The 23,260-nt window shown below is 76.5% G+C and carries 22 protein-coding genes and 1 tRNA gene; 17 read left to right on the forward strand and 6 right to left on the reverse strand.

From position 1 onward, the window contains the following. Positions 1-46 precede the first annotated feature (46 nt). From ACI78S_RS17545 to ACI78S_RS17590, 10 genes are all read left to right on the forward strand, one after another. Positions 47-1,372, forward strand: coding sequence for a 3-oxoacyl-ACP reductase (locus tag ACI78S_RS17545; RefSeq protein WP_456975638.1), 1,326 nt, complete (start codon positions 47-49; stop codon positions 1,370-1,372). Between the two features lie 2 nt (positions 1,373-1,374). Then, positions 1,375-2,229 (forward strand): MaoC family dehydratase, encoded by an 855-nt coding sequence (locus ACI78S_RS17550; protein WP_456975640.1) that lies wholly within the window; start codon positions 1,375-1,377, stop codon positions 2,227-2,229. A gap of 65 nt (positions 2,230-2,294) precedes the next feature. Beyond that, complete coding sequence (locus ACI78S_RS17555) at positions 2,295-4,040, forward strand: glycoside hydrolase family 2 protein (RefSeq protein ID WP_456975642.1); 1,746 nt, start codon at positions 2,295-2,297, stop codon at positions 4,038-4,040. A gap of 145 nt (positions 4,041-4,185) precedes the next feature. Next, the gene (locus ACI78S_RS17560; protein WP_456975644.1) at positions 4,186-5,718 is read left to right on the forward strand and encodes an ABC transporter substrate-binding protein; all 1,533 of its coding nucleotides are present in this window, start codon (positions 4,186-4,188) and stop codon (positions 5,716-5,718) included. A gap of 8 nt (positions 5,719-5,726) precedes the next feature. Further along, positions 5,727-6,656 carry an ABC transporter permease gene (locus ACI78S_RS17565; protein WP_456975708.1) on the forward strand — a complete coding sequence of 310 codons (930 nt, stop codon included), beginning with the start codon at positions 5,727-5,729 and terminating at the stop codon, positions 6,654-6,656. Beyond that, the gene (locus tag ACI78S_RS17570) at positions 6,653-7,561 is read left to right on the forward strand and encodes an ABC transporter permease (RefSeq protein ID WP_456975646.1); all 909 of its coding nucleotides are present in this window, start codon (positions 6,653-6,655) and stop codon (positions 7,559-7,561) included. Before ACI78S_RS17565 ends, ACI78S_RS17570 begins: the two co-directional genes overlap by 4 nt. Then, complete coding sequence (locus ACI78S_RS17575; protein WP_456975648.1) at positions 7,558-8,583, forward strand: ABC transporter ATP-binding protein; 1,026 nt, start codon at positions 7,558-7,560, stop codon at positions 8,581-8,583. Before ACI78S_RS17570 ends, ACI78S_RS17575 begins: the two co-directional genes overlap by 4 nt. Beyond that, complete coding sequence (locus ACI78S_RS17580; RefSeq protein WP_456975650.1) at positions 8,580-9,656, forward strand: ABC transporter ATP-binding protein; 1,077 nt, start codon at positions 8,580-8,582, stop codon at positions 9,654-9,656. The genes ACI78S_RS17575 and ACI78S_RS17580 overlap by 4 nt, the downstream gene beginning before the upstream one ends. 10 nt (positions 9,657-9,666) lie before the next feature. Then, positions 9,667-10,080 carry a TIGR03668 family PPOX class F420-dependent oxidoreductase gene (locus ACI78S_RS17585; RefSeq protein ID WP_456975652.1) on the forward strand — a complete coding sequence of 138 codons (414 nt, stop codon included), beginning with the start codon at positions 9,667-9,669 and terminating at the stop codon, positions 10,078-10,080. 28 nt (positions 10,081-10,108) lie between these two features. Further along, positions 10,109-10,969, forward strand: coding sequence for an LLM class flavin-dependent oxidoreductase (locus tag ACI78S_RS17590; RefSeq protein ID WP_456975654.1), 861 nt, complete (start codon positions 10,109-10,111; stop codon positions 10,967-10,969). Positions 10,970-10,988: 19 nt separating this feature from the next. Here the strand turns inward: ACI78S_RS17590 and ACI78S_RS17595 are convergent, their stop codons facing one another. Next, the gene (locus tag ACI78S_RS17595) at positions 10,989-11,531 is read right to left on the reverse strand and encodes a TetR/AcrR family transcriptional regulator (protein WP_456975656.1); all 543 of its coding nucleotides are present in this window, start codon (positions 11,529-11,531) and stop codon (positions 10,989-10,991) included. Positions 11,532-11,586: 55 nt separating this feature from the next. On the opposite strand from ACI78S_RS17595, the gene ACI78S_RS17600 reads away from it, so the two are divergent. Next, the gene (locus ACI78S_RS17600) at positions 11,587-12,144 is read left to right on the forward strand and encodes a DUF2231 domain-containing protein (protein ID WP_456975658.1); all 558 of its coding nucleotides are present in this window, start codon (positions 11,587-11,589) and stop codon (positions 12,142-12,144) included. A 17-nt stretch (positions 12,145-12,161) separates the two neighbouring features. Here ACI78S_RS17600 and ACI78S_RS17605 read toward each other — a convergent pair whose 3' ends face one another. Next, positions 12,162-13,355 (reverse strand): cation:proton antiporter, encoded by a 1,194-nt coding sequence (locus ACI78S_RS17605; protein WP_456975660.1) that lies wholly within the window; start codon positions 13,353-13,355, stop codon positions 12,162-12,164. A gap of 69 nt (positions 13,356-13,424) precedes the next feature. Here ACI78S_RS17605 and ACI78S_RS17610 point away from each other — a divergent pair, with 69 nt between their 5' ends. The 4 genes from ACI78S_RS17610 (at position 13,425) to ACI78S_RS17625 (ending at position 17,208) form a co-directional block, all read left to right on the forward strand. Next, a complete protein-coding gene (locus tag ACI78S_RS17610) occupies positions 13,425-14,180 on the forward strand; it encodes a hypothetical protein (protein ID WP_456975662.1) in 756 nt (251 codons plus the stop codon). 75 nt (positions 14,181-14,255) lie between these two features. Further along, complete coding sequence (locus tag ACI78S_RS17615) at positions 14,256-15,383, forward strand: glycosyltransferase family 4 protein (protein ID WP_456975664.1); 1,128 nt, start codon at positions 14,256-14,258, stop codon at positions 15,381-15,383. Continuing rightward, the gene (locus ACI78S_RS17620) at positions 15,380-16,486 is read left to right on the forward strand and encodes a glycosyltransferase (protein ID WP_456975666.1); all 1,107 of its coding nucleotides are present in this window, start codon (positions 15,380-15,382) and stop codon (positions 16,484-16,486) included. The genes ACI78S_RS17615 and ACI78S_RS17620 overlap by 4 nt, the downstream gene beginning before the upstream one ends. Next, the gene (locus ACI78S_RS17625; protein WP_456975668.1) at positions 16,483-17,208 is read left to right on the forward strand and encodes a GDSL-type esterase/lipase family protein; all 726 of its coding nucleotides are present in this window, start codon (positions 16,483-16,485) and stop codon (positions 17,206-17,208) included. The genes ACI78S_RS17620 and ACI78S_RS17625 overlap by 4 nt, the downstream gene beginning before the upstream one ends. On the opposite strand, the gene ACI78S_RS17630 is transcribed toward ACI78S_RS17625, so the two are convergent. Beyond that, entirely contained in the window at positions 17,185-18,165 is a 981-nt protein-coding gene (locus ACI78S_RS17630) for a patatin-like phospholipase family protein (protein ID WP_456975670.1), read from the reverse strand. The genes ACI78S_RS17625 and ACI78S_RS17630 overlap by 24 nt on opposite strands. 96 nt (positions 18,166-18,261) lie before the next feature. On the opposite strand from ACI78S_RS17630, the gene ACI78S_RS17635 reads away from it, so the two are divergent. Further along, positions 18,262-18,348 (forward strand) — tRNA-Ser (locus ACI78S_RS17635). A gap of 18 nt (positions 18,349-18,366) precedes the next feature. Here ACI78S_RS17635 and ACI78S_RS17640 read toward each other — a convergent pair. Both ACI78S_RS17640 and ACI78S_RS17645 read right to left on the reverse strand, forming a co-directional pair. After that, positions 18,367-19,653, reverse strand: coding sequence for an Nramp family divalent metal transporter (locus ACI78S_RS17640; protein ID WP_456975672.1), 1,287 nt, complete (start codon positions 19,651-19,653; stop codon positions 18,367-18,369). Between the two features lie 119 nt (positions 19,654-19,772). Continuing rightward, positions 19,773-20,969, reverse strand: coding sequence for an MFS transporter (locus tag ACI78S_RS17645; RefSeq protein ID WP_456975674.1), 1,197 nt, complete (start codon positions 20,967-20,969; stop codon positions 19,773-19,775). A 372-nt stretch (positions 20,970-21,341) separates the two neighbouring features. On the opposite strand from ACI78S_RS17645, the gene ACI78S_RS17650 reads away from it, so the two are divergent. Continuing rightward, positions 21,342-22,151 (forward strand): hypothetical protein, encoded by an 810-nt coding sequence (locus ACI78S_RS17650; protein WP_456975710.1) that lies wholly within the window; start codon positions 21,342-21,344, stop codon positions 22,149-22,151. 54 nt (positions 22,152-22,205) lie between these two features. Here the strand turns inward: ACI78S_RS17650 and ACI78S_RS17655 are convergent, their stop codons facing one another. Continuing rightward, entirely contained in the window at positions 22,206-23,162 is a 957-nt protein-coding gene (locus ACI78S_RS17655; RefSeq protein ID WP_456975676.1) for a PH domain-containing protein, read from the reverse strand. Positions 23,163-23,260 lie beyond the last annotated feature (98 nt).

A 23,260-nucleotide genomic window follows, 5' to 3' on the forward strand; every position in this document is an offset into this window, starting at 1 on the left:
CGCGGCCGGGCTTTCGGTGCAGGAAGCACCTGCGGAAGGAACTGCAGTGAGTGACTGGTACCGCGACTTCGCCAACTCCGGCGCCGGGACGGCGATCACCAAGCGGCTGGGGCTGCCCCGCCCGGCGGTGCTGCGCCGCTACGAGCCCGGCCAGCCGCTGCTGCCCGGCCCCGCGGTCGTCGGCTCGGCGGGGGAGGGCCGGCTGCGCGACACCGTGACCACCCTGCTCGAGAAGGCCGGGGTGAGCACGGACGACGACGGCGGGGAGCTCGCCGCGGTCGTCCTCGACGCCACCGGGCTCACCGGGCCGGCCGACCTCGCCGCCGCGCACGCCTTCCTCGCCCCGGCGGTCAAGCGGCTGCGGCCGAGCGGGCGCGTGGTCGTGCTGGGGGACCCGCCGGCCGAGGCGGCGAGCGTGCCCGAGGCCGCGGCCCGGCAGGCCCTCGACGGGCTGGTCCGCTCGATCGGCAAGGAGCTGCGCGACGGGTCCACGGCCAACCTGGTGCACGTGCCGGCCGGCGCCGAGGCATCGCTGGCCGCCCCGCTGCGGTTCTTCCTCTCCGGCCGGTCGGCCTACGTCGACGGCCAGCCGGTCACGGTGGCGGCCGCCGAGATCCCCGACCAGGACGAGCAGCGGCCGCTGGCCGGCATGGTCGCCGTCGTCACCGGCGCGGCCCGGGGCATCGGCGCCGCGATCGCGGCGGTCATGGCCCGCGACGGCGCGCACGTCGTCGCCGTCGACGTCCCGGCGGCCGGCCAGTCGCTGGCCGAGGTCGCCAACGAGATCGGCGGGACGGCGGTCCAGCTCGACATCACCGCGCCCGACGCGGCCCAGCGGCTGATCGCGCACCTGCGCGAGCGGCACGGCGGGGTGGACGTCGTGGTGCACAACGCCGGCATCACCCGCGACAAGCTGCTGGTCAACATGGACGCCGACCGCTGGAACGCGGTCATGGCGGTGAACCTGCAGGCGCAGCTGGACATGACCCAGGCGCTGCTCGACGCCGAGGTCCTCAACCCCGGCGCCCGGGTGGTCTGCGTCAGCTCGCAGTCCGGCATCGCCGGCAACCGCGGCCAGACCAACTACGCCGCCTCCAAGGCCGGCGTCATCGGCATGGTGCGCGCGTGGGCGCCGGCGTTCGCCGAGCGCGGGGCCACGATCAACGCCGTGGCGCCGGGCTTCATCGTCACCGAGATGACGGCGAGGATGCCCTTCGGCACCCGCGAGGTCGGCGCGCGGCTGAACTCGATGCAGCAGGGCGGCCTGCCGGTCGACGTCGCCGAGACGATCGCCTGGCTGGCGCAGCCGGCCAGCGCCGGGGTCAACGGCCAGGTCGTGCGGGTCTGCGGCCAGTCGGTGCTGGGGGCCTGAGCGTGGACGCCCGCACCGTGCTGAACTCGCCGCCCGCGCTGCCGAAGCTGTTCGCCCGCGCCGCGCTGACCGCGCGCGGCCGGGGCGGCGCGCTGCCGGGGACGCGGGTGGCCCGCACCGGCGTCCGCGTCGACCCGGCCGGGCTCGCCGCCTACGACCGGGTGTGCGGCCTCCCGCTCGCCGACGTCCTGCCGGCCACCTACCCGCACGTGCTGGCGTTCCCGCTGCAGGTCGCGCTGATGAGCGACCGGTCGTTCCCGCTGGCCCTGCCCGGGCTGGTGCACGTGCGCAACCGGATCGAGGTGCTGCGGGCGATCGGGGCCGACGAGGCGCTCGACCTCGAGGTGTGGGCCGAGCGGTACGCCCGGCACGCCAAGGGCGCCACCGTGGACCTCTGCGCGAGCGCGTCCGTGGAGGGCGCGGAGGTGTGGCGCGGCCGCTCCACGTACCTGGCGCGCGGCGCGACGGCGCCGGAGGGCGCGCCGGCGTCGGAGGCGACCGTGGCGATCGGCGACACCCGGCCGGTGGCCACCTGGCGGGTGCCCGACGACGCCGGGCGCCGCTACGCCAAGGTCTCCGGCGACGTGAACCCCGTCCACCTGTCCGGCCTGACCGCCAAGGCGTTCGGCTTCAAGCGGGCGATCGCGCACGGCATGTGGGTGCACGCCCGGGTGCTCGGCGCGCTGGCCGGCCGGCTGCCCGACGCGCTCACCGTGGACGTCGGCTTCCAGAAGCCGCTGTACCTGCCCTCGACGGTCACGCTGTCGACGGCGGAGGCCGGCGGTGGCTGGGACGCCGCCGTCCGCAACGCGGCGAGCGGCGCCGGGCACCTCGTGGCCGTCGTCCGGCCCCGCTGAGCGACCCCGGTTGGCCGCCGTCCACCGATGTGACCGTCGGATGAGCCTGCGGTAGGACTGTCGGGGTGTCTTCCCCCGACCCGACCGAGCACCCCCGCCCGCTGCTGCGCCGGCCCTGGACCTCCCTCGACGGCGAGTGGGACTTCGCCGCCGACCCCGACCTCAAGGCGACGCCCGGCGCCGTCGCCTTCGACGCGCGGATCCGCGTCCCCTACGCCCCGGAGACGCCGGCGAGCGGCGTCGACCGGAGCGGCCCGCTGCACCGCGTCTGGTACGGGCGGCCGCTGCCGGCGCCGGGCGGCGACCGGCGGACCGTCCTGCACTTCGGCGCGGTCGACCGGGTGTGCGACGTCTGGGTCGGCGGCGCGCACGTCGCCCGGCACGAGGGCGGCTACACGCCGTTCGCCGTCGACGTCACCGACCACCTCGGCGACGGCGCCGACGTCGTCGTCCGCGCCGACGACGACCCGCTGGACCTCGAGGCCCCCCGCGGCAAGCAGGAGTGGCGCGACGAGCCGCACGGGATCTGGTATCCCCGCACCACGGGCATCTGGCGCACGCCGTGGCTCGAGCACGTCGGCCCGCGGCGGATCGCCGACGTGCAGTGGCGCGGCGATCCCCGCACCCTGCGCATCGACGTCCGCGTGGAGCTCTCGGCCCCGGTGCCGGGCGCCCGGCTGCACCTGCGGCTGCGCGCGGGCGACCGGCTGCTGGCCGACGACGACCTGCGGGTCGACGGGCTCGTCGCCGAGCGCACGCTGCAGGTGGGCGACGGCGGGTTCGACGACCGCGAGCGCCTGGTGTGGGAGCCGGACGCGCCGACGCTGATCGACGCGGAGCTGGCCCTGGTCGACGCCGACGGCACGGTGCTCGACGAGGTGGCGAGCTACACCGCGCTGCGCTCGGTGGGCGTGGAGGACGGGCGGTTCCTGCTCAACGGCCGGCCCGTGCCGCTGCGGCTGGTCCTCGACCAGGGCTACTGGCCCGACACGGGCGCCACCCCGCCCGACGTCGCCGCCCTCCGCCGCGACCTGGAGCTCACCCGCGCGCTCGGCTTCACCGGCGCCCGCAAGCACCAGAAGACCGAGGACCCGCGCTACCTCGCCCTCGCCGACCGCATGGGCCTGCTGGTGTGGGCGGAGATGCCGTCGGCGCACCGGCCCGGACCGCTGGCCACGGCCCGGCTGCTCCGGGAGTGGCCCGACGTCGTGGCCGCGCACCGCGGCCACCCCAGCGTGGTGGCGTGGGTGCCGGTCAACGAGGGCTGGGGCGTGCAGGAGGCCGAGGTCGATCCCCGGCAGCGGGCGCTGGTGCGGGCGCTGACCGCCACCGCCGACGCGCTGGACGGCACCCGCCCGGTCTCGGCCGACGACGGCTGGGAGACCCGGGACGGCGCCATCCTGGGCGTCCACGACTACACCCAGGACCCGGAGGTCCTCGCCCGGCGCTACGGCACCGCCGACGACGTGGCGCGGACCGTCGCCGCCCGCCGCGCCGACGGCCGCCTGGCCGACCTCGACCGGGCCGGCCCGAGCGGGCGCGCCGTCGTCCTGTCGGAGTTCGGCGGCGTCGCGCTGCGCTCCGGCGACGACGACCGCGCCTGGGGGTACGCCGAGGCCCGGTCGGCGGAGGACCTGCTGGAGCGCTACCGCGGCCAGTGGGCGGCGGTGCACGCCTCCACCGCGCTGGCCGGCGCCTGCTGGACCCAGCTCACCGACACCTACCAGGAGGTCAACGGCCTGCTGACCGCGGACCGCGTGCCCAAGGCCGACCTCGCCGACCTCCGCCGGGCCACCGAGGGGCGGGCCTGACCCGGCGCGGCGCGGGGCCCGGGACGGCGCCGGGGCAAGGTCTCGTTCGGGCAACGGATCCCGGGAAATCCGGATCTCGAGTGGCCGGCGCCCCGCGCCGCGGACAGGGTCGGGCACAGGAACGCCCATTCCCGGAGGTCCTGCCGTGCGCCGTCAGTCCCCGTCCCTGGTCGTCGCCGCGGCGGCCGCCCTGGTCCTGACCGCCTGCTCCGGCGGGGAGAGCGTCGACACCGGCGGGGGCGGCGGTGGCGGGGGAGGGGAGGACACGCTGGTCGCCGCGGTGAGCGCGCAGCCCGACCAGTTCGACCCGCACGTGACGAACGCCTACCCGAGCTTCCAGGTGCTCGAGAACGTCTACGACACCCTCGTGGTCCCCAACCCCGAGGACCTCACGATGGAGCCGAGCCTGGCGACCGAGTGGGAGACCAGCGAGGACAACCTGACCTGGACGTTCACCCTGCGCGAGGGCGTCACGTTCCACGACGGCAGCGAGTTCGACTCCGCCGACGTCGTCTACAGCTACCGGCGGATCATCGACGAGGACCTGGCCAACTCCTACCGGTTCGCCACCGTCGCCGACATCCAGGCCCCCGACCCGCAGACCGTCGTCATGACGCTGACCCAGCCCACCCCGAACCTGCTGGCGCTCATCGGCGCGTTCAAGGGCATGTCGATCCTCCCGGAGGGGGCCGCGGAGCAGGTCGACCTCACCACCGAGGCCGTGGGCACCGGACCGTTCCGCCTGGTCAGCTCCGACGCCAACGCCACGGTCCTCGAGGCCTACGAGGACTACTGGGGCGAGGCGCCGGGCATCGCCGGCGTCGAGTTCCGCTACATCACCGAGCCGGCCGCCGCACTCACCGCGCTGCGCAACGGCGAGGTGCAGTGGACCGACAACGTGCCGCCGCAGCAGATCGAGTCGCTGCAGGGCGACGACGAGGTCGAGCTCGCCACCACCGCCAGCGTGGACTACTGGTACATGTCGATGAACTACGCGCGCCCGCCGTTCGACAACCCGCAGGTGCGCCAGGCGATCGCCACCGCCGTCGACCGCGAGGAGGTCACCGAGGCGGCCCGGTTCGGCGCGGCCCGGGCCAACCAGACCGCGATCCCCGAGGACAGCTTCTTCCACTTCGACTACGCGCCGTTCGAGCCGGACGCCGACCGGGCCCGGCAGCTGCTCCAGGAGGCGGGCGTCCAGACGCCGATCACCATGGGCCTGATGGTCACCGACGAGTTCCCCGAGTCGGTCACCGCCGCCCAGGTGATCGCCAGCCAGCTCGAGCCCGTGGGGATCGACGTGCAGGTGGAGACGCTGGACTTCACCACCTGGCTCGACCGCCAGAGCCAGGGCGACTTCGACGCCTTCATGCTCAGCTGGCTGGGCAACATCGACCCGGCGGACTTCTACGAGCAGCAGCACATCACCGACGGGTCGAGCAACTACCAGGGCTACAGCAACCCGCAGGTCGACCAGCTGCTCACCCAGGCCTCCACCGAGGTGGACCGGGACCGCCGCAAGGAGCTCTACGACCAGGCCGCGACGATCATCGTCGACGACGTCTCCTACCTGTACCTGTACAACCCCGACGTCGTGCAGGCCTGGGTGCCCGGCCTGGAGGGCTACCGGATCCGGGCCGACCGCGCGATCAACTTCGAGGACGTGGAGCTGCCCTGACCGGGTACCTGCTCCGGCGCCTCGGCCAGTCCGTCGTCGTGCTGGTCGGGGTCAGCGTCCTCGCCTTCTCGCTGATCCACCTGGTCGACGGCGACCCGGTGCGCCGGGCCCTGGGCACGCGCTACACCCCGGAGGCCTACGAGGCCCTGCGCGAGCGCAACGGCCTGGACCTGCCGCTGGTGGAGCAGTTCTTCCGCTGGATCGGCCGCGCGGTCACCGGCGACCTCGGGGTCAGCTTCCGCAGCGGCCAGCCGGTCACGGCCATCATCGCCGAGCGCCTGCCGGCCACGCTGACCCTGGCCTTCGCCGCCATCCTGCTCGCCCTGCTGATCGCGGTGCCGCTGGGCACCCTCTCGGCGCTGCGGCCCCGTTCGTTCGTCGACCGGACGGCCACCGTCTTCAGCCAGTTCGGCATCTCCGTGCCGGACTTCTGGATGGCGATCATGCTCATCCTGGTCTTCGCCGGCACGCTGCGCTGGCTGCCCTCGGGCGGCTACGTCTCGCCGTTCGAGGACTTCGGGGGGTGGCTGGCCCGGCTGGTCCTGCCCGCGGTCGCGACCGGCATCGTCTCCGGGTCGGTGATCACCCGGTTCGTCCGCTCCAGCGTGCTGGAGGCCCTCGGGCAGGACCACGTGCGGACGGCGGAGTCGAAGGGCCTGCCCCGCCGGCAGGTGTTCACCTGGCACGTGCTGCGCAACGCCCTGCTGCCGCTGGTCACGGTCACCGGGGTGCAGCTGGCCTACCTGCTCTCGGGCGTGGTCGTGGTGGAGATCGTCTTCTCGTGGCCCGGGCTGGGCCAGCTGGCGCTGCAGGCCGTCCGCGACCGCGACTACCCGCTGCTGCAGGGCACGGTCCTGCTGTTCGCCTTCGTCTTCCTGCTCATCAACCTGGTCGTCGACCTCCTCTACAGCCGCATCGACCCCCGGATCCGCCGATGACCGGCCAGCCCGTCCCGACGCAGCCCGTCCCGCTCCGGCCCGCCCGGCCGCGCTGGCGGGAGACCCTCGGCCTGCTCGCCCGCAACCCCACGGCCGCCGTCTCGGCGGTGGTCCTGCTGGCCGTCGTGCTGGTCGCGGTGCTCGGCGACTGGCTCGCGCCGGACGGCCCGAACGAGCAGGACATCGCCAACCGGTTGCAGCCGCCGAGCTGGGAGCACCCGTTCGGCACCGACGATTTCGGCCGCGACGTCCTCAGCCGCGTCATCCTGGGCGCGCCGACGACGTTGCGCGTCGGCTTCCTGTCGGTGGCGCTCGCGCTGGTCGTCGGGACGCTGATCGGCCTGCTCGCGGGCTTCTACGGCCGCTGGGTCGACGACGTCCTGATGCGGGTCATGGACGTGCTCTTCGCCTTCCCGGCGGTGCTGCTGGCCATCGCGATCCTGGCGGTGCGCGGTCCCGGCCCGACCAACGCCGTCTACGCCATCGCGATCGTCTACGTGCCGATCTTCGCCCGGGTCACCCGGGCCAGCGTGCTCGGCGTGCGGGAGGAGGTCTACATCCGCGCCTCGCGGTCGATCGGCGCCTCCGACCTGCGGCTGCTGTTCCGGCACGTGCTGCCCAACGCTGCCCCGCCGATCATCGTGCAGACCTCGATCAGCCTCGCGTTCGCCGTCCTGGCCGAGGCGGCGCTGTCCTTCCTCGGGCTGGGGCCGCAGGTGCCCAACCCGTCGTGGGGCCTCGACCTCTCCGAGAGCCGCGACTTCATGCCCGGCGCGTGGTGGATGACGCTCTTCCCCGGGTTGGCCATCTTCGTCACGGTGCTCTGCTTCAACCTCCTCGGCGACGGGTTGCGCGACGTCCTCGACCCGCGGCAGCGCACCCTCATGGCCGGGGGCGGCCGGTGAGCACGCCGGTGCTGGAGGTCGAGGACCTGCGGGTGCGGCTGCGCACGCCGCGCGGGCCGGCCCAGGTGGTCAACGGGCTGAGCTACCGCGTCGGCCGGGGCGAGACCGTCGCGGTCGTGGGCGAGTCCGGCAGCGGCAAGAGCGTCTCGGTGCTGGCGCTGCTGGGGCTCCTGCCCGCGCGGGTGGCGACCGTCACCGGCTCCGCCCTGCTGCAGGGGGAGGACCTGCTGACCATGCCGCCGGAGCGGCTGCGCCAGGTGCGCGGCCCCGGCGTCGGCATGGTGTTCCAGGACCCGATGACCTCGCTCAACCCGGTGCTCACCGTCGGCCGGCAGGTGGTGGAGGGCATCCGCGCGCACACCGACCTCTCCGCGGACGCCGCCCGTCGCCGCGCGGCGGAGCTGCTCGGCGAGGTGGGGCTGCCCGACCCCGGGCGGGCCCTCGACCGGTACCCGCACGAGCTCTCCGGTGGCATGCGCCAGCGGGTGGTGATCGCGATCGCCCTGGCGAACTCCCCGGCCCTGCTCATCGCCGACGAGGCCACGACCGCGCTGGACGTGACGGTGCAGGCCCAGATCCTCGACCTGGTGGCCCGGCTGCAGGAGGAGCACGGCACCGGCGTCGTCTGGATCACCCACGACCTCGGGGTGGTGGCCGGCATCGCCGACCGCGTGCTGGTCATGTACGGGGGCCGCTGCGTGGAGGACGGCACGGTCGACGACGTCCTCGAGCGGCCGGCCCACCCGTACACCCGGGGCCTGCTCGGCGCGCTGCCCGACCTGGCGCTGGAGCGCCGGGCCGACGGCGAGGTCCCCGACCTCGCGACCGTGCCCGGCGTCCCGCCGCCCCCGACCGACCTGCCGGCCGGCTGCGTGTTCTGGCCGCGGTGCCCGGTGCGGTCCGACCCGCGCTGCGAGACCGAGCAGCCGCCGCTCGCCCCCGTCGGTGCCCACCGGCACGGCCCTCCCGGTGGCGGGCTCGAGCACCGCGCCGCCACCTGGTGCCGGGAGGGGGAGCGGTGAGCGACGTGCTGGTCTCGGCCCGCGGGCTGCAGGTGCACTTCCCGATCCGCGGGTCGGGGGCGCTGCGGCGCAGGACGGGTGCGGTCCGCGCGGTGGACGGCGTCGACCTGGACATCCACCGCGGCGAGACCCTCGGCCTCGTCGGCGAGTCCGGCTGCGGCAAGTCGACGCTGGGCAACGCGCTGCTGCGGCTGGTCGAGCCCACCGGCGGCCAGGTGCTCTTCGACGGCACCGACGTGACCGCGCTCGGGCGGCGCGAGCTGCGCGCGCTGCGCCGGCGGGCGGGCATGGTCTTCCAGGACCCGTTCGCCTCGCTCGACCCGCGCCGCACGGTCGCGCAGACGGTGGCCGAGCCGCTGGAGGTGCACGGGCTGCGCACCGGGCGGCGGGAGCGGGCCGCCCGGGTCGCCGAGCTGCTCGAGCTCGTCGGCCTCGACCCGGCGGTCGGCGGCCGCTACCCGCACGAGTTCTCGGGCGGTCAGCGGCAGCGGGTGGGCATCGCCCGCGCGCTGGCCGGGGAGCCGGAGTTCCTCGTCTGCGACGAGGCCATCGCCTCCCTCGACGTGAGCGTGCAGGCGCAGGTGCTCAACCTGCTGCGCCGGCTGCAGCGGCAGCTCGGCCTCACGCTGCTGTTCATCTCCCACGACCTGTCCGCCGTCCGGCACCTCTCCGACCGGATCGCGGTGATGTACCTCGGGCGCATCGTGGAGGTGGGACCCGCCGCCGCGGTGGGCGGCGACCCGCAGATGCCCTACACGCAGGCCCTGCTGTCGGCGGTGCCCTCCGCGCACCCCTCGGTCGAGCGCACCCGGCGGCGGATCGTGCTCCAGGGCGACGTCCCCTCGCCCGCCGCCGTGCCCAGCGGCTGCCGCTTCCGCACCCGCTGCCCGTACGTCTTCGAGCCCTGCCCCGACGTCGACCCCGCGCTGCAGCCCGTGGGGACCGCGCCGGGGCACGTGGCCGCCTGCCACCTGCACGGCGTGGTGGGCGCACCCGTCGAGCGCGACGACGACGCGGCCGCCGCCGCCGGCACCGCCCCGCCCCGCGACGCACCCGGGGGCCCGGTGCGGTAGAACGGCCGGTGTGGAGGCCGCGGAGCTGCGGGAACGGTTCGCGTCCGCCCGCGTCGCGCGGCTGGCCACCGTGCGGCCGGACGGCGCCCCGCACGTCGTCCCCTGCGTCTTCGCCCTCGTCGGCGACACCGTGCACACCGCCGTCGACGCCAAGCCCAAGCGCACCCGCCGCCTGCAGCGGCTGGCCAACCTCCGGGTCGAGCCCCGCTGCTCGCTGCTCGTCGACGGCTACGACGAGGACTGGTCGCGGCTGTGGTGGGTCCGGGCCGACGGCGTGGCCCGCGTCGTCGACACGCCGGCTCCCGACCACCCCGGAATCACCGCGCTCGTCGAGCGGTTCCCGCAGTACCGCGAGGCGCCACCGTCGGGGCCGCTCCTCGTGGTGACCGTCCAGCGGTGGAGCGGTTGGTCGGCCACGTCCTGACCCCTGTCCCGACGAGGAGGAGAACGCGGTGGAGATCGGCATCGGCATCCCGAACAGCGTCCGCGGCACCACGGGCGCGCAGCTGCTCGAGTGGGCGCGGCGGGCGGAGTCCGCCGGCTTCTCGAGTCTGGCCTCGATCGGCGCGGTCTCGTACCCCAGCTACGAGGAGCTCACCGTCTTCGCCGCAGCCGGCGCGGTCACCGAGCGCATCCGGTTCCTGCCCAACGTGCTGCTGGCGCCGACCAGGAGCACCGCGGAGCTGGCCAAGCAGGCGGCCACGGTGCAGGCGATCACCGGCGGGCGGCTCACCCTCGGTCTGGGCGTCGGCTGGCGGCCCTCCGACTACGCCCTGACCGGCCGCGACTTCGCCGCCCGCGGCCGGGTGTTCGACCAGCAGCTGGCCGACCTGCGGCGGGCGTGGGCCGGCGAGCCGCTGCTCGAGGGCACCGCGCCGGTCGTGCCCGACGCGGCGCCCGCGGTGCCGGTCCTCGTCGGCGGCCACACCGACGCGGCGATCCGCCGGACGGTCGAGTTCGGCATCGGCTGGACGGCCGGCGGGCTGCCGCCCGAGATGGTCGCGCCGCTGGTGGCGAAGGTCCGCGCCGCCTGGCGGGACGCCGGCCGGGAGGGTGCGCCGCGCATCGTGGCGCTCAACTACTTCGGGCTCGGGGACACCGAGGAGCAGTCGCGGGCCTACCTGCTCGACTACTACGCGCCGATGGGCCGCGAGGCCGCCGAGGGCATCGCCGGCGGCGCGCACCGCTCGCCCGAGGCGGTCCGCGACGTCATCGCCGGGTTCGCCGAGGCCGGCGTCGACGAGCTGGTCCTCGACCCGACCGTGCCCGACGTCCGCCAGGTCGACCTGCTCGCCGAGGCCGCCCTCGGCTGAGCCCCGGTGGGCCCGCGCGTCAGGGCAGGACCGCCCGCACCACCCGGCGCACGACCGGGCGCGGGTCGGACTCGTCGAGCCGCGCGATCCGGCGCAGCAGGAGGCCCTGCAGGCACGGCACCACGACGGCGGCCGCCGCCCGCGGGTCGGGGGCACCGAGGCCGGCCAGGGCGACGACGAGGGGCGCCTCCACGGCGGCGCGCCCCCGCGCGAGCTGCTCCCGCAGGTCCGGGTCGTGCCCGGCCTCGACGAACAGCGCGTACCGCGCGGTGGTCAGCGCCCGGTCGGGACCGGTCGCGCGCTCCACCAGGGCGCACAGCCCGTCGACCAGGTCGTCGGCGGTCGTCACCTCGAGGGCTCCGCTCGCCTGCTGGAGCTGGACGGCCGCGAGGTGTTCCACGACCCCCGACAGCAGCGCGCGCCGGGTGCGGAAGTGGTTGGAGGTCGACCCCCGCGGCAGCCCGGCCCGTGCGTCGACGCGGGCGTGCGTCAGGGCACGCAGGCCCTCGTCGCCCAGCACGTCGACCGCCGCGTCCAGCACGCGGCTCCGGGTGGTCGCCACCGGGTCACTATAGGTGTAGTGACTCGGCACTACATCCGTAGTAGCGTGCGCGGTCGTGAGCGACACCCTGCGCTCCACCGAGCGCCTCCCCGCCCCCGCCGACGGCGCCTACTCGCGGCTGCTCCGCCGGCTGGGGAGCAGCCCGGCCTGGGACGGCGCCATCGCGGCCGTGGCACCCCTCGCGGACCGCCTGGTCGCCCAGCCGCCGGTGCGCCGCCTGTTCCACGGCGACGCGACCGGCGTGCCGCTGCACGGCATCCTCACCGACGCGCCGCTCGGCGCCTGGTTCCTCGCCATGTACCTCGACCTGTACCGCGACGACGCGTCACGGCTCGTGGCGACCCGGCTCGTCGGCCTCGGCGTCGCCGCCGCGGTGCCGACGGCGGTCGCGGGCTGGGCGGAGTGGGCCGGGGCCGACCGCGCGACCCGGCGGCTCGGCATGACCCACGCCTCCCTGCAGGGGCTCTCGGCGCTGGTGTTCGCGGCCTCCTGGGCCGCCCGCCGCCAGGGGCGCCACCGGCTCGGCATCGCCCTCGCCCGCCTGGGGAGCGTGCCCAACCTCGCCGGGAACTTCCTCGGCGGCTCCATGGGCAGCGGCCGCCGGCGCGGCTGACCCCGGCGGACGCCTGCTCACCCCTCGGCCGGAGCCGGGGCCGGGCGCGGGACGGACCGGTCCGGCCGGTCGATGGCGACGGCCAGCGCGGGCAGGAGCAGCACGGTGAGGACGCCGGCGCCGACCAGCGCGGCGGCGTTCTCGCGCAGCATCGTGCCGTTGCGCAGGCCGATCTCGGTGAGCGCCACGAGCACCGGCAGGGCCGTCGTCGTCACCAGCGCCGCCTGCACCCGCTCGCGCAGCGGGAGGACGCCGCGGTAGACCGCCAGCGCCGGGGCGCCGCGGACGGCGAGCAGCAGGCCGAAGAGGAGCAGCAGCCGCAGCGGGGCGTCCGCGATCGCCGGCAGGTCGAGCGACATCCCGGAGTAGACGAAGAACAGGGGGATGAAGAACCCGTAGCCCACCGCGTCCAGCTTCGACTCCAGCGCCGGGGCGCTCGGTCCGGCCCAGGACCGCAGCACCACGCCCGCGAGGAAGGCGCCCAGCACCGCGTCCAGGTGGAACTCGTCGGTGAGCGCGATCAGCGCCACCAGCAGCAGGATCGTGCCGCGCAGGGTGATCTGCGCCGTCTCGTGCTGGCCGAGCGCGATCACGGTGGCCAGCCGGCCGCCGTCGCGCACCGCGCGCCGGGCGAGCGCCAGGACGAGGCCGAGGACTGCGACCGCGCCGAGCGAGGCCAGCGCGACGAACCGGCTCTGCGTGCCGAGGAAGACCGCGATGGCCAGCACCGGGAACAGCTCGCCCACCCCGCCGGCCGCCAGCAGGTAGCGGCCCAGCGCACCGCGCAGGAGGCCGCGCTCGCGCAGGATCGGCAGCAGGGTGCCCAGCGCGGTGGTGGTCAGCCCGAGCGCCACCGGCACGTACGCGCGGACGAGCCCGGCCGCGGCGAGCAGCGCGACCACGCCGAGCGCCAGGCCCAGCGAGATCGACCAGGCGGCGATCGCCCGCCGGCCGGCGTCCTGGGCGAACAGCCGCAGGTCCACCTCGTAGCCGGCGAGCAGGAACACGAAGCCCAGCCCCACGTCGGCGAGCACCTGCACCGCCCCCGGTGCGGCCAGGTCGAGCGCGTGCGGGCCGATGGCGACGCCCCCGGCGAGCAGCAGCACCACCTGGGGGACCGGCAGCCTCGGCACCAGGCCCAGCAGGACCGGGGCCAGCAGCGCGACGGCGGTGACGGGCACCAGCGCGTCGATCGCCAGCGTGTCGTCCATGGCCGCCTTCCGGTCCTCCCCCGCCCGGAGACCTTCCCGCTGACGTCGCCGCAGGACAAGGTGTGCCGGGTGGGCATCGAACCCGAGCTGTTCCCCGTGCTGGCCGGGCGCCGCGCGGTCGTCGCCTGGATGCTCGGCGCCTTCCTGCTGACCTTCCTCGTCACGCGGCTGGTGACGCGGGCGATCCGCACCGGCCGCGGCCCCTTCCGCGACGCCAGCGTCGGCGGGGTGCACGTCCACCACGAGGTCTACGGGATCTTCCTGCTGCTCGGCACCGGCACCGTGGAGCTGACGTACCGGCCCGACCCGCCCTGGCTGTACGTGCTCGCCGTCCTCTTCGGCGTCGGGGCGGCCCTGACCCTCGACGAGTTCGCGCTGTGGCTGCACCTCGAGGACGTGTACTGGAGCCGCGAGGGCCGCAGCTCGGTCGACGCCGTGCTGGTGGCCCTCGTCGTCGGCGGGCTGCTGCTCGTCGGGGCCAACCCGTTCGACGCCGACCAGGTGCGCGGGGAGCTCCCGGTCGTCGCGACGGTGGTCGCCAACCTCGCGTTCGCCCTGGTCGCGATCCTCAAGGGCCGGGTCGTGCTGGGCGTCGTCGGCGTCTTCGTCCCGCTGGTCGCGGTCGTGGGGGCGGTGCGGCTGGCCCGGCCGCGCTCGCCGTGGGCGCGCCGCCGGTACCCCGAGGGCTCGCGGCGGCGCGCGCGGTCCGAGGCGCGGTTCCCGGCCGGACGACGCACCCGCTGGGACGCCCTGGTCGACCTGTTCGCCGAGGTCCCGCACGCACCGCGGGACGGCGTGGTGGTGGGTTCCCCGCACGGCGGGTGACTGTTCGCGACAGGTTCAACCGACCTCTCCCCGCGCGACGACGGGCGGGCCCGCCGTGACCGGCACGCTGCCCCCGTGCGCGTGGCGATCGTCAGCGAGTCCTTCCTCCCGCAGGTCAACGGCGTCACCAACTCGGTCCTCCGGATCTGCGAGCAGCTCTCCCGGGCCGGGCACGAGGCGCTGGTCGTGGCCCCCGGCCCCGGGCCGACGGAGTGGTCCGGCGTTCCGGTGGTGCGGACGCCGTCCTGGCCGCTGCCGGGGTACCGGGACTTCCGCGTGGCCCTGCCCTACGCCGCCATGGCCGCGACGCTGCGCGCGTTCGCGCCCGACGTCGTGCACCTGGCGTCCCCGGCCGTGCTCGGCGTGCAGGGCGCCACCGCGGCGGCGCGCCTCGGGGTCCCCTGCGTGGCCGTCTACCAGACCGACCTCGCCGCCTTCGCCGCGCGCTACGGGCTCGGCGTGGCCGAGCCGGCGCTGTGGCGGCGCACCGTCCGCGTGCACGCCGCCGCGGCGCGGACCCTGGCCCCCAGCCGGGCGGCGGTCCGGCAGTTGGAGGACCACGGCGTGCCGCGGGTGGCCCGCTGGGGCCGCGGGGTCGACCTCGACCGCTTCTCCCCGCAGCGGCGGGACGAGGCGCTGCGCCGGGAGTGGGCGCCGGACGGGCGGCTCGTCGTCGGCTACGTCGGCCGGCTGGCGCACGAGAAGGAGCTCGGCCTGCTGGGCGCGGTGCAGGAGCTGCCGGGGGTCCGGCTGGTCGTGGTCGGCGACGGTCCGCAGCGCCGGCAGCTGGCCCGCCAGCTCGACCGCGCCCACTTCACCGGCCAGCTCGGCGGCGACGCCCTCGCCACGGCCTTCGCCTCCCTCGACGTCTTCGTACACACCGGCTCGCACGAGACCTTCTGCCAGGCCGCGCAGGAGGCCCTGGCCAGCGGCGTGCCCGTGGTGGCCCCGGCGGCCGGCGGGCTGCTGGACCTGGTGCGGCCGGGTGGGAACGGCCTGCTGTTCGAGCCCGGCTCGGCCGCCGACCTCGCCGCGCGGGTGCGCGAGCTGGCCGAGCAGCCCGGGTTCCGCCGGTGGGCGGGGGTGCAGGCCCGGCGGTCGGTCGAGGGCCGCACCTGGGAGGCGCTGGTCGGCGAGCTGGTCCGGCACTACCGCGACGTCCTCGCCGGGGCCCCGACCGAGCGCCGGCGGGAGGTGGCGTGAGGATCGCCCAGGTCGCCAACTTCGTGACGCCCACGTCGGGGGGCCTGCGCACCGCGCTGCGCCACCTGGCCGAGGGCTACGCCCGGCACGGCCACGAGGTGGTGCAGGTCGTGCCGGCGGCGGCGGACGCCGTCGTCGAGACGGCGTGGGGCCGGCTGGTGGCGCTGCGGTCGCCGGCCCTGGCGCGCACCGGCTACCGCCTGGTGGTGGACCGGGGCGCCGTCCGGCGGGTGCTGGAGGGAGTCGCGCCGGACGTCCTGGAGGTCCACGACCGCACGACGCTGCGCGGGCTCGGCCGGTGGGCGCGGGCCCGCGGCGTGCCGTCGCTGGTGGTCAGCCACGAGCGGCTGGACCGCTGGTTCGGCCAGTGGCTGCCTCCCGGGGTGCCCGCCGAACGGCTGGCCGACCGGCTCAACACCGCCCTCGCCCGCGGCTTCGACACCGTCGTGTGCACCACCGTCTGGGCCGCGGAGGAGTTCCTCCGCCTGCCGGTGGGGCGGCCGGTGATCGTCCCGCTCGGCGTCGACCCCGCCGACTTCCGCTGCCGCGTGGGCCCCCGCGCGCGGCCGGTGGACGGCGTGGTGCTGGCGATGGCCAGCCGGCTGTCCCGCGAGAAGCGCCCCGGGGTCGCGGTGGAGACCCTCCGCGAGCTGCGCCGCCGCGGGGTGCCGGCGCGGCTCGTGGTCGCCGGCGACGGCCCGCTGCGGGAGCGCCTGCGCGCCGCGGCGGGTGACCTGCCGGTGGAGTGGCTCGGCTTCGTGCCCGGACGCGAGCGCCTGGCCGGCGTGCTCGCCGACGCCGACGTCGCCCTCGCGCCGGGACCGGTCGAGACGTTCGGGCTGGCCGCGCTGGAGGCGCTGGCCTGCGGCACGCCGGTCGTGTCCGACGCCCGCTCCGCGCTGCCCGCGGTGGTCGGCCCGGACGCCGGCCGGTCGGCCGCGGGCGGGGCCGGCGGGTTCGCCGACGCCGTGGAGCAGCTGCTGGCCGTGCCCGAGGACCTCCGCCGCGCGGCCGCCCGCGCCCGGGCCGAGGACTTCCCCTGGGAGGAGACCGTGCACGGCTTCCTCGCCGCGCACGCCGCCGTCCCGGCGGGCCGGCGGTGACCCTCGTCGCGGCCCTCGGCGACAGCTTCACGTGCGGCGAGGGCGTGGGGGTCCGGGTGGACCCGGCGGCCACCTGGGTCGCCCTGGTCGCCGGCGCGCTGCCGGGCGGGCGGCTGCTGCGGCTGGCCGAGCCCGGGGCGCGGGTGACCGACGTCCGCACCCGGCAGCTGCCGCGGGTGCCCGGGCGCGTCGACGTGGCCACGTTGCTGGTCGGCCTCAACGACGTCGGCCGCTCGGGCTGGACCCCCGACGTCGTCGGGGAGCTGCGCGCGCTGGTGGCCGGGCTGCGCGGCCGGGCCGACGTCGTCCTGCTGGGCCGGCTGCACGATCCCGCCGCGCAGCTGCCGCTGCCGGCCGGCGTGGCGCGGACCACCCGCGCGCGGCTGGCGCTGCTCAACGCCGCGGTCGACGAGCTGGGCGCCCGGACGGGGGTGTGCGTGCTCGACCTGGGCCGCGTCCCGGCGCTCGCGCACCGCGGTGGGTGGGCGGTCGACCGGATCCACCCCGCCGCGGCCGGGCACCGCGGCATGGCCGCCGCGGCGTGCGCGGCGCTGCGCCGGTCCGGGTGGCCGGCCGCGTCCGTGGACCCGGGGCCGGTGCCCCGCGGGCCGTCGCGCCGCGCGCGCGCCCGGTGGGCCGTCCGGCACGGGCTGCCCTACGCGGCGGGGCACCTGCGCGACGTCGGCGCCCCGCTGCTCTCAGCCGCGCTGCGCCGGGGCTGACGCCGGCCAGGTCTGCGCGGCGAGCCACTGCCGGGTGACCTCGCGGCCGGCCCGCACCAGGTCACCGGAGCGGCTGGCGTCCCGCGGGCCGGCCGGCAGCACGTCGAGCACGCCCGCCACCCACGCGTCGGCCACGTGCGGGACCACGTGCACCCGCGGGTCGTCGAGCGCGTCGCGCACCGCGCCGCGGTTGGCGACGGCGCGCGCGACGGTGAAGGCGCGCAGCACCGGGTCCAGGGCGCCGGGGCCCCGCTCGAAGGGCGGCACGTACGCGACGGCGTCGGGGCTGACCGGGACGCCGCAGGCGTGCGCGGCCAGGACGTCGGACGCGGCGGCGCAGACGTCCACCCGCCCGGTCACCGGCGCGAGCCCGCAGTCGAGGACGAGCACGAGGTCGTCGGGGGCCGCCCGCTCGAGCGCCGCGCCGACCGGGACGCCGTCGAGGATCCCGCCGTCGACGTGCAGGTGGCCGTCGGGCAGCCGGACCGGCGGGAACAGCCCGGGCAGCGCGCAGCTGGCGAGCAGCGTGTCGGTGAGCGGGCCCTCGTCGTGGCGGTGCACGCCGCCGCAGTCCAGGCAGGTGGTCGTCACGGTCACCGGCACGGCCAGGCCGCCGATGTCGTCGGCGGGCACGTGCTCGGCGACCAGCCGGCGCAGCGGCCGGGGGTCGAGCAGGCCGCCCTCGCGGCGCACCGACCGCGCCAGGCCGCGCAGCCGGGACGGCCACCCCGGCCGCAGCAGCGGGGCCATCGACGGATCGGTCCACTGCCGGGTCAGCTCGGCGGCGCGGTCGGTGTCGGGCCGGACGGCGAGGAAGAGGGCGTTCAGGGCGCCGGCGGAGGTGCCGTGCAGGAGGTCGACCCGGATCCCCGCCTCGAGCAGGGCGAGCAGCGCGCCGGCCTGGAAGGCGCCCATCGCGGCTCCGCCGCCGAGCACGACGTGGGTTCGCGGGGACACCGGGCCATGGTGCCGCAGGCGACGTCGCCTGGGGTCCACCGCGCGTGCGGCTCCCCGGCGCACCCCGTGGGCCACCGGTTAGCCTCGGAGCCCTCAGGAGGGCTCGCCTAGCGGCCGATGGCGGCGGTCTTGAAAACCGCTATGGGGTAACACCCATCGTGGGTTCGAATCCCACGCCCTCCGCCCGGCCCGGTGGCCGCCTCAGCTGCCGAGGGTGAGCAGCTCGTTCACGCACAGGACGACGAAGAGGACGGCGGCCGAGGCGAGCAGCACGTTCGACAGCCAGCCGTTGCGCCAGCGCTCGGGCGCGCGCCGGCTGTTGAGCAGCCACAGCAGCGTGCCGGCCAGGAACGGCATGAAGAACGCCCCGAGCGCGCCGTAGGCGACCACGAGGGCGAACGGCTGGCCGAGGAACAGCAGCAGCATCGGCGGGAAGGTCAGCCAGAGCAGGTAGCCGCGGTAGGGCCAGCTCTTCTCCGCCGGGCCCTCCGCCAGCTGCCCCGACGCGCGCTTCGACGTCCGCACGAAGTCGGTGAACAGGAGGCTGACGCCCTGCCAGACGCCGAGCAGCGACGAGAACGAGGTGGCGAAGAACCCGACGAGGAACAGCGTGGCCACGACCGGGCCGAACCGGTCGCGCAGCACCTCGTCGAGGTCGAGCAGGCCGCGGTCGCCCTCGGTGAGCGCGATGCCGCTGGCGTGCAGCAGCTCCGCGCCGACGATCAGCATCGCGACGACGAAGACGCCGGTGGTGATGTAGGCGACGCGGTTGTCCAGCCGCATGACCTTCATCCACGACGCGTCGCGCCAGCCCTTGGCGTTGACCCAGTAGCCGTAGGCGGCCATGGTGATCGTCCCGCCGACGCCGCCGACCAGGCCCAGGGTGTAGACGGCCGAGCCCTCCGGCAGGCGGGGGACGAGCCCGCCCAGCGTGGCGCCGATGTCGGGGACGACGAGCACGGCCAGGCCCACGACCACGACGAACATGACGCCGATGAGCAGCGTCATGGCCTTCTCGAACAGCGCGTAGTTGCCGAACCAGACGAAGGCCAGCCCGACCAGGCCGCAGACGATCCCCCAGGCGGGGATGGACAGCGCGGGGAACATCGCGGCCAGCGGCAGCGCCGACGACGTCATCGCCGTCGCCCCGTAGACGAACCCCCAGATGACGACGTAGAGGACGAAGTAGACCGACGTCCAGGCGCCCAGCGACCGCCACCCGGCGAAGATCGTCGACCCGGTGGCGAGGTGCCAGCGCCCGGTCGCCTCGGCGAGCGCGATCTTGACGACGACGCCGAGCACCACGGCCCACAGCAGCGCGTAGCCGTACTCGGAACCGGCGATCAGGGTCGCCACCAGGTCGCCGGCGCCCACGCCGGTGGCGGCGACGACGATCCCCGGCCCCACCAGCCGCCAGCGGCGGGTGGTCCGCGGCGGTGCGTCGGCCGGCGCGGCGACGTCCTGGCTGAGGTGCTCGCGGTCGGTCACGGTGCCTCCTCGGTCTGGACCACCGACCAGTCCAGCCCGGGGCGTCGGCCCCCGCAAATCCGGCCCGCAGATCCGGCCCGCAGATCCGGCCCCGCGGCCCGGCGCCCGCGGTCCGGCGCCTAGACCTCCGGCCCGACCAGCCGGGGGCGTCCGGCCGCGAGCCCGACCAGCGTCTGCGCGACGAGCACCGCGAGCAGCAGCACCAGCCCGGCGGTCCACCCGCCGCTCAGCTCGTGCAGCACGCCGACGGCGAGGGGGCCGGCGGCGGCGAGCAGGTAGCCCAGGCTCTGCGCGCCCGCCGACAGCCGGCCGGTCTGGCCGGAGTCGCGCGTCCGCTCCAGCACCAGCGTCATGGCCAGCGGGAACGCCGCCCCGGTGCCGAGCCCGTACAGCACCGCCCACGCCAGCGGCGCGGCCGAGGGGGCGACCAGCAGGCCCACGACGGCGACCGCGGTCGGCGCGGTCACGCCGACCACCCACGCGGTCTGCCCCGGCCGGCGGGTCGACAGCTGCGGCACCACGAGCGAGGCCGGGATGCCCAGCGCCGCGGCCACCGCGGTGAGCACCCCACCGGTGACGGCCGAGACCGACGCCTCGTCCTGCAGCACCTCGGGGAGCCAGGTGAGCATCGCGTAGAACGTCAGCGACTGGAACCCGAAGAACACGGTGACCGCGACCGCGACGCGGTCCCGCAGGAGCGCGGTGCGCGAGCCGCCGGGCGCGGCGGCGGGCGGCGCGACGTCGCCCCGGGCCCGCGCGAGGACGACGAGACCGGCCAGCGCCGCCACCACCGGCACCAGCCAGAGGAGCAGGCCGATCCGGGCGCTGCCGGCGAGGTCGGCCAGCGGGGTGGCCAGGCCGGCGCCCGCGGTGGCCGAGGCGGCCATCGACGCCACCACGGCGCCCACCACGGCGGCGCTGCGCGGCCCGTACTCCTCGCGGGCGGCGGCGGGCAGCAGCACGTTGACCACGGCGATCCCGCCGGTGAGCAGCACGGTGCCGGCGAACAGCCCGACCGGCCCGGCCAGGCGGGCGACCACGCCGGCGGCCAGCGCCGCCATGCCCATCGCCAGCGCCCGGTGCAGCCCCAGCCGGCCGGCCAGGGCGGGCGCGAACGGGGAGACGAGGCCGAAGCAGACCAGCGGCAGGGCGGTGACCACGGCGAGCGCCGCGGTGGACAGCCCGTACTCGTCCCGCAGCGGCCCGAGCAGGGGCCCGACGGCGGCGAACGGCCCGCGCAGGCACAGTGCGGCGCCGACCATGGCGGCGGCGGGGAGGAACAGCCGCAGCGCGCTCTCGGTCCGGGTGGTGGTCACGGAGCGGTCGAGGGGCGGAGCGGGGCACGCACCCCTCCACTCTGCTCCACGCCCCGTGCGCCCGACGACGCACCCCGGCGGTGCGACCCGGTCGGCGGGGCCCGGCGACACGCCGTCCGCACCCCTCCCGCCGGCGTGACCGACGCCCGGTGGAGCCGCTCCACGCTCGCGTCCGGTCGCCGTGTCGACATGACGGCGCCCGGGGGAGCCGGTGACCGACCACCGCGCCGACCTGCGACAACGAATCGGTGACGGCGCCGCCGCGGGCGGGTCGGACCGGGCCGTCGGGGGGCGGCGCGTCCGTAGTTTCTGCCCCGTTCGCGGCAGCCTTCCCATGCCGCGGCTGCGAGTCCGTGAGGTGGCGTGGTGCTGATGTGGCCGACGGTGGCCGTGCTGGGCTTCCTGGTGCTGACGGGCGTGGTCGTCCTCCTGGGGGCGGCGTCGACCGCCCGCTACGAGTTCGAGCGCAACCGCGTGCCGCAGAAGCAGGCGGAGCCCGCGGAGGCGGCGAGCCGGGCCGCGCACCCGGCCGGCAGCCGCGCGGCGCGGCCGGCCGGCGCGGAGGGCGCGGTCGCCGTCGCGCCCGCCCCGGCCCCGGTGACCGCCCCCGCGCCGCGCACCGGTTGGTGGCTGGTCGACGACGCCGGCGAGGAGGTCGTCGCCGGGCCCTTCGCCGACCGGATGGACGCCGACTGGGCGGCGCTGTCCACCGGCGTCGCGGCCGGCGCGGTGCACGGCACCCTGCGCGCGGACGGCCGGGTGGCCCGCAAGCCCTCGCCGGAGGAGCGGGCGTGGCTGGCCGAGCTCGGCGACCACCTGGACGGGCTGCCCGAGGACTGGGACGAGCTGCTGACCGACACCGACCCGCTGACCACGCTGGTGGTCGAGGTCGCGGCCGCGCTGGTGGAGGCGGGCGTGCCGCTGCACGACTGCGCCCAGCGGGGGGAGCGGGCCAGCGCGGCCGGCGGGGTCTGCCTGGTGCCCGACCTCGACCTGCGCGGCGTCCTGGTCAGCTGGCGGCCGCACGACCGGATGAGCGTGCACCGCAGCCGCGGCGCCGCCGCCGACGACGCCGTCCAGCGGATCATGAACGGCGCGCTCGCGGGCCTGCTGCTGCAGCTCGGGTTCGTCGTGGAGCCGTTCGGCGACAGCGGCTGCTCGATGGTGCTGGCCCTCCGGTGAGCCCCCGTCGCGGGCGGGCGCGCGGGCCCGCCCGCGACGGGGCGCCGAGGTGGGTCAGGAGCCGAGGATCCTGGCCTTCTGGGCGGCGAACTCCTCCTCGGTGAGGATGCCGGCGTCGCGCAGCTCGCCGAGCTTGCGCAGCTGCTCGACCATGTCGACCTGCGGCGCGGCCGGGGCCGGGGCGGGCGCGGGCGGCGGCGTCGGGGCCCCGCCGAACACCGCGCCGGCGACGGGGTTCTGCACGTGCAGGTACTGCGACTGCCGCTCCACCGTCTTCTTGTGCCGCGCCTCGCTCACCAGCGGCGCCAGCAGGTCGTAGACCTGGTGCGGGTTCTCGATGTTGTCGAGCACCACCTGGCCGCTGGTCGTCCCGTGCTCGGGGACCCCGGTGAAGCTGAAGGTGTCCTGCTGCACCCCGTACGCGGGGTCGTCGAGGTTGAGGACGACGTCGCCGACGTCCTTGCCGCGCTGCCAGACGGCCTGCCGCACGTCCATGTCGCGCACCGCCCACAGCGGCACGCTCTCGGTGCGGGTGCCGAGCAGGCCGCTCTCGATCCAGATGCGGTCCCTGGTGATCCGGTAGCGGGCCTTGGAGACGCCGGCCGCGCCGGTGGCGCCGCCCTTGCTCTCGCCGAACCACAGCGTGTTCGGGTCGTTGGCCCACTGCTCGGTGCGCTTGGCCGACTGCTCGGCCAGCTTCGCCTTGCCCTGCTCGGCCATGGCCTTGCCCTGGTCGGCGGCCTGCTTGAGGCGGTCCTTCCAGCTCGGCCTGCCGCCGGTCGGGGCGGGCGCCGGCGCCGCGGCGGCCGGGTCGGGGTAGGCGGGGGCGCCGTACGCCGGCGGCGCGGGCGGCGGCGGGGGTGCCGCGGGACCGGGCGGCGGGAACTCCGCGGTCAGCGGGTCCTGCCCCGTCGTCCCCTGGTCGGAGACGTGCTCCGTCCAGGCCGTGCCGTTCCAGTACCGGAGCTCGTGCGCTCCGCTCGGGTCCGGCTGCCAGCTCGCGTCCACCATGGATCCACACCTTCCTGCGGCGGGCGACCCTCGCCCGACCGACGGCACAGGATGACCACCGGCGGCGCGACCCGCCAGGGGTTCGGCCGCGCGTGCGG

The sequence above is a fragment of the Geodermatophilus sp. SYSU D00815 genome, assembly GCF_054050035.1.